General features: G+C 67.3%; 8 protein-coding genes, 1 tRNA gene and 1 pseudogene. 4 read left to right on the forward strand and 6 right to left on the reverse strand.

Features of this window, described 5'->3' with window-relative positions:
• The coding region (locus tag AC32QD_RS08345; protein WP_492010031.1) for an integrase core domain-containing protein at positions 1 to 194 on the forward strand (194 nt) is incomplete at its 5' end.
• Positions 195 to 474: 280 nt separating this feature from the next.
• Here AC32QD_RS08345 and AC32QD_RS08350 read toward each other — a convergent pair.
• Positions 475 to 891 (reverse strand): YybH family protein, encoded by a 417-nt coding sequence (locus AC32QD_RS08350; RefSeq protein WP_492010032.1) that lies wholly within the window; start codon positions 889 to 891, stop codon positions 475 to 477.
• 669 nt (positions 892 to 1,560) lie between these two features.
• Between AC32QD_RS08350 and AC32QD_RS08355 the strand changes: the two genes are divergently transcribed.
• Together AC32QD_RS08355 and dapB are read left to right on the forward strand one after the other, a co-directional pair.
• Entirely contained in the window at positions 1,561 to 1,848 is a 288-nt protein-coding gene (locus AC32QD_RS08355; RefSeq protein WP_492010033.1) for a hypothetical protein, read from the forward strand.
• Positions 1,849 to 1,976: 128 nt separating this feature from the next.
• Complete coding sequence (gene dapB / locus AC32QD_RS08360) at positions 1,977 to 2,777, forward strand: 4-hydroxy-tetrahydrodipicolinate reductase (protein ID WP_492010034.1); 801 nt, start codon at positions 1,977 to 1,979, stop codon at positions 2,775 to 2,777.
• Between the two features lie 480 nt (positions 2,778 to 3,257).
• On the opposite strand, the gene AC32QD_RS08365 is transcribed toward dapB, so the two are convergent.
• The 5 genes from AC32QD_RS08365 to hemC all read right to left on the reverse strand — a co-directional run bounded on the left by AC32QD_RS08365 (position 3,258) and on the right by hemC (position 8,060).
• A tRNA-Thr gene (locus AC32QD_RS08365) sits at positions 3,258 to 3,333 on the reverse strand.
• 58 nt (positions 3,334 to 3,391) lie between these two features.
• Complete coding sequence (locus tag AC32QD_RS08370) at positions 3,392 to 4,768, reverse strand: heme biosynthesis protein HemY (RefSeq protein ID WP_492010035.1); 1,377 nt, start codon at positions 4,766 to 4,768, stop codon at positions 3,392 to 3,394.
• A gap of 10 nt (positions 4,769 to 4,778) precedes the next feature.
• On the reverse strand, positions 4,779 to 6,245 hold the full coding sequence (locus AC32QD_RS08375; RefSeq protein ID WP_492010036.1) for a COG4223 family protein: 1,467 nt from the start codon (positions 6,243 to 6,245) through the stop codon (positions 4,779 to 4,781).
• A 161-nt stretch (positions 6,246 to 6,406) separates the two neighbouring features.
• Positions 6,407 to 7,177: a uroporphyrinogen-III synthase gene (locus AC32QD_RS08380; protein WP_492010037.1), complete on the reverse strand. Its 771-nt coding sequence runs from the start codon at positions 7,175 to 7,177 to the stop codon at positions 6,407 to 6,409.
• Positions 7,119 to 8,060, reverse strand: coding sequence for a hydroxymethylbilane synthase (gene hemC / locus AC32QD_RS08385; protein WP_492010038.1), 942 nt, complete (start codon positions 8,058 to 8,060; stop codon positions 7,119 to 7,121). The genes AC32QD_RS08380 and hemC overlap by 59 nt, the downstream gene beginning before the upstream one ends.
• Positions 8,061 to 8,171: 111 nt before the next feature.
• Between hemC and AC32QD_RS08390 the strand changes: the two are divergent.
• A pseudogene (locus AC32QD_RS08390) lies at positions 8,172 to 8,563 on the forward strand (tRNA (adenosine(37)-N6)-threonylcarbamoyltransferase complex transferase subunit TsaD); the annotation flags it as partial.

The following is an 8,563-nucleotide window of genomic DNA, read 5'->3' on the forward strand; positions in this document are numbered from 1 at the left end:
GCGAGAGCTTCAACGCCCGTTTCCGTGATGAGCTTCTCAACGGCGAGATCTTCTACTCCCTCAAGGAGGCCAGGATCATGATCGAGGAATGGCGCCGCCACTACAACACCGTCCGACCCCACGGTGCCCTCGGCTGGAAGCTGCCAGCTCCGGCAGCCATCGTCCAGATGGACCAAAGGCCCCTCATGCACTAACAATCAAGTCGGACCACTCAGTGGGGGCTCCCCACTGACAGACGCTGAAGATAGACAAGTTTTTCTGGATCAATTCGATATAGAATTTGCAACTTACTGGTGACCAGCACCCCTCTGCGCAGCCACCCCTTACGTAACACTCTGCGGCGCCACTGAGGAAGGTTGGCGTTGCCGGAGCCCCCAGGAGGCGTAGGCTACGGCCGCCGGATTGAGCACGGCACTGGAAAAGGCTTCCGGGACTCCGGCCGGGCTATCATCTGCGGGCCGAAGGCGGGTATCGTTATGCTGGCAGGGGATTGCTGCTGTTCCAGATGTCCCGCGCAATCTTCCAACCCTTGCCGTTGTCATGCCGGTAGATAGTGATGTATTTGCCGTTGTCGTCCATCGACGGTCCGCCCGCGACAGGATTCAAACGGATTGCGTAGGCGCCCCGCTCGAACGCCCAGTCCCCAATGATCCGCACCTCGTCGACATCGAGTTCGAACTGCACCTTGAAGGCGCTTAGGAAGCCGCCGGACCATTGCCCGATCCGCTCCTTGCCGACATTTTCAGGGGCATTAGGCGGCATCTGCACGCCGTCATCGGCAAACTGCGCCACCCAGGCGTCGGCATCGCCCATGTTCAGCGCCCCCACATGTTCGTCGCGCACCTTGTCGATTGAACGCAGGTCGGTGGTATCTCCGTATCGTTCGGTCATCTCGACTTCCTTGTGGATTATCTCGTTGAGCCATTTTCGTGGGTTATGTTTTTCACTAATTTTGCTCCAAATCGGTCGGTTTGAATAAGCGTGGTAATCTTGGCGTTCATCGACCGCACGCTCGGAACATCGATCCTCTGTATCCTTTCGGCAGTGTATTGAAGCCCCCGCCCGAAGGCGAGGGCCATGATCGCCGGGAGTCTGCCGCTTTCTAAGTGATTTCTGCGGTGGTGGCAGGCGAAAGCGCTCTGAGCGCAGGCCGTTTGGTTAAAGGAAGGCGAGGTGGTGCTGCGCGGGGGCGCCGGGCTAGTTGTGGAGCGATCTGATGCCGACCCTAGGTCGGCAATGAGCGGTTTTGTGGACCTGGAGTCAGCCGGGCGCTTATATCGGCCTCGTGCCACCTCCCGACAAAGAGTGTGAGATCGCCAACGTCGGCTATGCGGACGAAGCGGATATCCGACGAAACGGGTCGGATGACCGGTTCTGACCCATAACGGAAGTTCGCTCAGGAAGATCACTTCGCCGCCGCGTCCCGGACTTAGCACTGTGTAGTCCCGAGAGCGTTGGCTTCTGGCCTAACCGGACGGTCGCGCCAGTCGCAACCGAGCGGGCGAATTTGTGCTAGACTGACCGCGTCGCAGACGCCTGTCGCATCCAAGGGAGGACAGCATGCATGCGGTGATTCGGAGCTACTCGGGGTCTGGAGCGAAGGAGCTGTTTGATCTGCTCGAGCGGCGGAAGGACGAGGTCGAGAGCGCCATGGGTGGGGTGACCGGCTTTGTCTCATATATGCTGATGCGTACGACTGATGGCGGCGCCAGCGTGACGGTCTGTGCGGACAAGTCGGGCACGGGCGAGAGTATTAAGATGGCGCGAGACTGGATTCAGCAGAACGCCTCCGAGCTAAACGTTGCTGCGCCTGAAGTGCTCGAGGGACCGGTCGTCCTGAAGCTGTGACAGAACCCGAGCAATCCAAGTTCGATTGACCGGTCGCGGGGGAACCGAGGCAGGCCGGATCTGGCGCCGATCATCACCGCGTTCCACGCGGCTGGTTGATCATTGCTCAAGTCTGGAGGGCGAGACGAATGACCAAGATTGGGTTGTACGGCGCCGCGGGTCACATGGGCATAACCCTGATCAGGGCTATCAGCGGGAGCAACGTTTGCGAGCTCGCCGGCGGCTGCGAAAGATCCGACTCACCAAAAATCGGCGAGGATCTCGGATCGCTGGTCGGCCTGCCTCCGCTCGGACTCACGGTGACAGACGATGTGGCCGCTCTTTGCGATGCAGCAGACGTAATCGTTGATTACAGTGCGGCATCTGCAACCATGTCGCTTCTGCCGATTGCCGTCGATCGGCAGACGCCGCTTTTGATCTGCACGACCGGGTTCAGCGAAGAACAGGATGCCGCGCTGGTCGGCGCAGGCCGGTCGATACCCATCATGGTCGGGGCGAATATGAGCATCTCGGTCATTGCTATGTACGAGCTGGTCAGGACGGCTGCGCGGTTGCTTGGCGATGAATTTGACATAGAGATTTTCGATTTTCATCCATGGGACAAGATCGACGCCCCATCGGGCACGGCGCTGGAACTCGCCGAATACGCTGCTGAAGGGCGCTGCGTGGCCCTCTCGGACGTGATGGTGACTGCGCGCCATGGCGAGTCGGCCAGACGCAAGCGTGGCAGCATCGGTTTTTCGTCGGCTCGCGGCGGTGATGTGCCCGGTGAGAACTCGGTCTTTTTCGCGGGCCCCGGCCAACGTCTCGAGATCATCAGCCGCGTGACCGATCACACGGCGTTCGCAGGAGCGACGTTGGATGCTGCGGTTTGGATTGCGGGCCAGGGCCCCGGCTATTACATCATTGATGATATGCTTCGGCCTTAGCCAATTTCCCTCTGCGGGAGAAAGCCAGACTCGGTCTCCCCAAGGGGGTCGCACAAGATTCTGATCGGAGTTTATCTGATCAATCAATGACGGCTTTGGCACGAAGCGGCCATTTGCTGCTCTGAGCCGAGGTCCGCTAAGGGCTCAAAGCGGTCTTCCGCCTGACCGGCGGGAATGTCCAAGTTGGGTCACAGGGCGAACTTCGCCGCCGCCCGTTTGACGGTCTGGTTCCTAGCGCATTGCGGACGCAGGCTGACGCTAAGACCACCTCGGCCCGTCCGCCGTGCCTCGCCGCCAAGAGGCGAGCCAACGAACACCGCCGCCGCCATCCGGGCCGCGCTTGAGGCCGCGGGCGTCAAGTTCACCAACGGCGAGCGGCCAGGGGCGCGGCTGAAAAACCGGACATAGCGCGGACACCGATTCACGGCTTTGTGTCCGCTTAGGCGTCACACCAGCAAGTATCGGATTTATATAGCATTCTGGTGCCGGTGGAGGGACTCGAACCCCCGACCCACGCATTACGAATGCGTTGCTCTACCTGCTGAGCTACACCGGCGAAACGCGTCCGCGCGGTGCGGACAATAGTGTGCGTCCTGACCTTTGACAAGCTGGGTTCAGGCAGCCGACTGAGGACGTTCTGGGCGTGCCCCGGAGCCGGCCTCCGGTGCCTCCGCCTCGGCATTATCCGGCTCGGCATCGTCCGGCTCGCCATCCTCGCCGGCGCCGATCAGCAGCGGCAGGAGCGCGTGGTGGCGGATGTCGCTGCCCGGCCCCTCACCCCCCTGCGCTTCGAGGGCGCGGGCAAGCCAGGCGCGGACCTCGACCTCCGATTCGCCCTCGCCGCGGGCGATGGCGGCCCGGATCAGGCAGCTGCGGGCCGAGGGCTCGTCCTCCTCGATTTCGGCGATCGCCTTGCGTGCGCCGCCCCAGTCCTTGGTGATCAGCGCCAGCTCGGCGTCGAGCAGGCGCGATTCGGCATGCGTGGGGAACGCCGCGATCAGCTTGCGAAAGCGCTTGCGCCGTTCCTCGGGCGCCTCATCGGGTTCGATCGCGGCGAAGGCGGCGCCGAGCGCCGGGCTTGGCTTGCGCCGCCAGGCGTCTGTCACCAGTTTCGCCGCGGCGCGCTTCGAGCCGGCGGCGACCAGGTGGCGCGCCGCGGTCGCGACCGCCTCGTCGTTGGCGGGATCGAGCTTCGCGGCCTCGACGGCGAGCTTGCGCGCCTCCTCGGCCTTGCCTTCCTCGTCGGCGTCCTCGGCCTGGGCCAGCGCCAGCATGGCGTCGCGGCGGTTTGCCTCGGGCTTTGGCAGGTAGCCGTGGCGGCGCTCGGCGGCGAGCGTCTTGCGCGCCCCTGCCCAGTCGAAGGTGCGCGTCTGCAGCGTGTAGAGCGTCTCGAGCACCGAGTCGTCCTTGGGCCTCAGCTTGGCCGCGGCGTCCGCCAGCCTCAGGGCCCGGTCGGTGTCCCCCTTCTCGAGCGCACGGTTCAACAGCCCGCGCACGCCGATGAACGAGGTCGCCGGATCCTCGGCCAGGGCGCGGTAGTAAGTTTCCGCGCGCAGGTCGTCGCCGGCGAGCTCGGCGGCCTGCGCGTTCAACAGCCTGGTCAGCGCCGGGCGCTGGAGAAGAAGCTCGGCCTTCTCGGCATAGCTGCGGGCATGCCGGCCGTCGCCGGCGGCGAGCGCCGTCATGCCGCGCGCCATCGCTTCGAGGCCGCGCCGTTCCCGCGAGCGGTGGAAGTAGCGGCTGATGGCCGTCTCGTCGCCGTCGATGAAGCGCAGCACGGCGATCACCAGGCCAAGGATCCGGATGGCGATCCACACGGCGATGAAAGCGAGCACGACCAGCGCAGCAAATTGCAGCGGCTGGAAGAAATACTCGTGCGCGGCGAAGCGGATCGTGACGCCGCCGCCGTCCTGCATGAGCAGGAACACACCCCAGATGCCGGCGGCGACAAAGGCGAGGAAAAGAAGGACGCGGATGATCGTGGTCAACATGGTCCTGTCCTCAGCACTTCGCCGTAATCTGGTCGCGCCACTTGGCCAGCGCCTTGTCGGCGGCCACGCGCGCGCGCAGCCGGTCGAGCCAGCCGTCGAGCGCCTTGCGGGCCGGCGCGGGCAGCGACTCCGCCTCGCCCAGCGCCGCGTCCAGCCTCCCCTCTCCCAGCCTGGCTGCGATGCGCGAGGTGATGGCGGGCACGCTGTTGCCTGACTCTTCCTCGATCGGCCGCCCGGCGACCTGCGAGCGCACCCAGCCCAGCGCCTTGCCAAGGGTGCTGTTGCCGCTGGCGGCGCGGATCTGGGCGGCGATGGCAGCCTGGGCGTAGCGGCCGAAGCTGGCCTCGAGCTCGCTGGCGCCGGCAAGCCCGTCATTGGCCGCGCCGGCGAGCGCTTCGGGTGCCTTTGTCCCCGAAAGGCTGGCGATCTCGGACAGCGCCGCCGCATAGGGCTGCCCTCCCGCCAGACGCCCCGAGAGGGTGTCGAATGCCGATTGCAGCCGTGTCGCGCGGATGGCGCTGCTGGCCTTGTTGCCCGCCTCGCGGGCGGCCGCGAGGTTTCCCTTCAGGTCGTCGATCTTCTTCGACATCTCGTCCAGCCGCTTCGCCAGCTCGGCGTTTTTCGGCCCGCCCTGGACCGTGCCTGCCAGCTGATCGAGGCGCGAGCGCAGCGACGCGATGGCGGCCGAAAGCTGGGGTGGCGAGGAGCCGTTGGCGCCCGACAGCGTGTTGGAGATCGAGTTGACCTCCTTGCGCAAGTCGGCGATTTGCGACTGGATCTTGTCCACCCGCTGGGACAGCGCCGAGGCGTCGCTGGCCGCCGACTTGGCGGTCTTTCGAATGTCGTCAAGGGCGGCCTGCGTTTTCTGCGACGACGCCTTTGCATCGACCTTGGACGAGAGATCGTTGATCCGCTGGCGCAAGGCGCTGATCGTGCCCTCGGTCTGGCTCGCCTGCTTCGACAGGCGATGCTCCAGTGCTTTGATCCGCTTGGCGGCGCCGACCTGGCCGGGCACCAGATACTGGCCGATCACCTTGGGCACATGCGGCGCAATCTTGGGCGCCGCCCACAGCGTGAGGCCGGCCACCGCGATGATGGCGAGCAGCCCGTAGAACATGGTGGCATAGACGGTGCGGTGGCTGCGTTCCCCGGCCACCTGATCGGCGAAATCGCTCATCGCCTCGTCGCGGTAGCCGTCCGCGGGCTCTTCCGCATGGCCGAGAGGCTCGTCCGGATGTCCCGCTGCGTCTTCCTTGTTCACCGGCGCGGCATCGTCACCTTGCTGCGGCGCGCCCTGGTCGCCCGCCTCTCCGCCGTTTGCGTCATGTTCGGCCGTGTCCTTCGGGGAGGCCTTGTCGTTCCCGGCCTCGTGCCCCTGGGTCGCGGCGGCGCGTTCCTCCCCGCGAGGCTCCCGGTCATCCGCCGAGCCGGCCTGGCCGGTCTCGGCGGTCAGCTCGGGATCCTTGTGCTTGCCCATTCTTTCGGTCCCTTTCGGCTGACCCTTCAAGGATAGCCCCGTTCCGGCCACAAGCCACATCCCCGCGCATGGGCGCGGCGCCGCGGATTCTCGCGACCCCAGACATTAGAAAGACCGCGGCCCAGCCGCAATCGCATTGGCGGAATTTTATTACGCCGGCCTTATTTCCGGGCGCGCGCCGCGGCGCGGATCGCGGCGCGCATGGCCTCCCCGCTCGGCGTCTCGGCGATCAGCGAGCGGCGGAAGCCGGCGGTGGCGAGAGGCGCGGCGGCGGCGGGCGAGATGGCGAGCAGATCAGTGCTGCCGAGCTCTGCCTCGATACCGGCCAGATGGCGGGCGAGGAACGACGCGCCGCGCCGTGACCAGAGCGTGACGAGATCGACCGAGCCGCCGGCCAGCGCCGCTGCGACGGGCGGCGGAGGCGGCCCGCCTTCGACCGCCTCGTAGAGCACGGCCGCGGTGACCCGCCGATCAGCCCTGGCCATCAGACCGGCGAGGTCGCCCGCGGCATGCCGGCCGCGCGCATGGAGGAAGGCGCGGATGCCGGTCCGACGCGCCATCTCGGCCAGGGCGCGCATGTCGCCGCCGGCGGAGTGGACGTCGGCGAAACCGAGCGTCCGCGCCGCTTGCGCGGTGGCATCGCCAACGCAGAAGGCGGGCAGGTCGCGCCGGCCCTGAAGCGTGGCGAAGGCCCGCACGCCGTTCGCCGAGGTGAACAGCAGACCGCCGGTACCGGCTGGAATCTCGAGCGCGCGGGCGGCGGGCACGATCTGCGTGAGCGGCCAGATCAGGCAGTCCACGCCATCGGGGCGCAGCGCTCCGGCGACCGCGCGGCTGTCCTCGAGCGGGCGGGTGAGCAGCACGCGCATCGGCTCAGGGGTCGAAGAAGCCGGGGCCTGCGCGCGCGCGCAGCTCGCGCGCGGCGTCGGCACCGAGGGCGGCGGCCTCGGCGAGCGGTCCGCGCCGTTCCGTGTCGAGACGCTCCGAGCCGTCCGGGCGAATGATCTCGCCCCGCAGGCGCAGAACGCCGCCGGAGATCTCGGCGAGCCCGGCAATCGGCGTCCGGCACGAACCGTCGAGCCCGGCGAGAAAGGCCCGTTCCGCGGCGAGGCGCGTGGCCGTGGGCTCATCGTGAATCGCCAGGAGCAAATCGCGCGTGCGCGTGTCCCCGGCACGAGTCTCGATGCCGATGGCGCCCTGGGCGACGGCGGGCAGCATTTCCTCCGCCGCGATAACGGCGCGGACCACATCCTCGCGTCCGAGGCGACGCAGGCCGGCGAGGGCGAGAAAGGTTGCCTCGGCGATCCCCTCCTCGAGCTTGCGCAGGCGTGTCTGCACGTTGCCGCGGAACTCGACGACGCGGAGCCGCGGGTGCCCGTGCAGGACCTGTGCGCGCCGGCGCAGGCTGGAGCTGCCGACGACCCCGCCGTCCGGCATCGCGGCCAGGCCGTCATGCGTCAGGCTGACCAGGGCGTCGCGCGGGTCTTCGCGGGCCAGCAGGCAGGCAATCTCCAGCCCCGCGGGCAGGACCGTGGGCATGTCCTTCATGGAATGCACGGCCGCGTCGATCGTGCCGGTGAGCAGCGCCTCTTCGATCTCCTTGGTGAACAGGCCCTTGCCGCCGATCTCGCCCAGCGGGCGGTCGGTGACCCTGTCTCCGGTTGTCCGGATCACCACGATCTCGAAGGCCGCCTCCGGCAGGCCGTGCGCTGTCATCAGCCGTCCGCGCGCCTCGTGTGCCTGCGCCAGCGCCAGCGGCGAGCCGCGGGTGCCCAGACGCAGCGGCCTCTCCGGCGAGGGAAGGGATGCGGGCATTTTCGCTCTTTCGGCCGAGTTTGCCTGCCCTTACTAAAAGGACCGGCGGCGCCGCGCAACGTGAGCAGGCCGGCGTACCCGGGCCAGGGCGCCCGAGCTAGATGGATGGGCATGGACGACACGATTGCGATTTTGGGCATCGAATCGAGCTGCGACGAGAGCGCGGCCGCGGTCGTGCGCGGCCGCACCGCCGGCGGCCGCGCCCGAGCGCGGGGCGAGATCCTGTCGACGACCGTGTTCGGCCAGGAAGACCTGCATGCCGCCTATGGCGGGGTTGTGCCCGAGATCGCCGCGCGCGCCCATGCCGAGCGGCTCGACCGGGTCGCCGCCCGCGCGCTGGCCGAGGCGGGCGTCACGCTGCGCGACCTCGACGGGGTGGCGGTGACCGCCGGCCCCGGCCTGATCGGCGGCGTTCTGGCGGGCGTGATGACCGCCCGAGGCATCGCCGCCGGGGCGGGCCTGCCGCTGATTGCGGTGAACCATCTGGAGGGCCACGCCCTGAC

The sequence above is a fragment of the Thermohalobaculum sp. genome (genome assembly GCF_058622915.1).

Bases quoted from the DNA above. Each gene is read 5' to 3' on its own strand.
- AC32QD_RS08350 (WP_492010032.1), bottom strand. From the start codon at position 891: ATGACCGAACGATACGGAGATACCACCGACCTGCGTTCAATCGACAAG.
- AC32QD_RS08355 (WP_492010033.1), top strand. From the start codon at position 1,561: ATGCATGCGGTGATTCGGAGCTACTCGGGGTCTGGAGCGAAGGAGCTG.
- dapB (WP_492010034.1), top strand. From the start codon at position 1,977: ATGACCAAGATTGGGTTGTACGGCGCCGCGGGTCACATGGGCATAACC.
- AC32QD_RS08370 (WP_492010035.1), bottom strand. From the start codon at position 4,768: ATGTTGACCACGATCATCCGCGTCCTTCTTTTCCTCGCCTTTGTCGCC.
- AC32QD_RS08375 (WP_492010036.1), bottom strand. From the start codon at position 6,245: ATGGGCAAGCACAAGGATCCCGAGCTGACCGCCGAGACCGGCCAGGCC.
- hemC (WP_492010038.1), bottom strand. From the start codon at position 8,060: ATGCCCGCATCCCTTCCCTCGCCGGAGAGGCCGCTGCGTCTGGGCACC.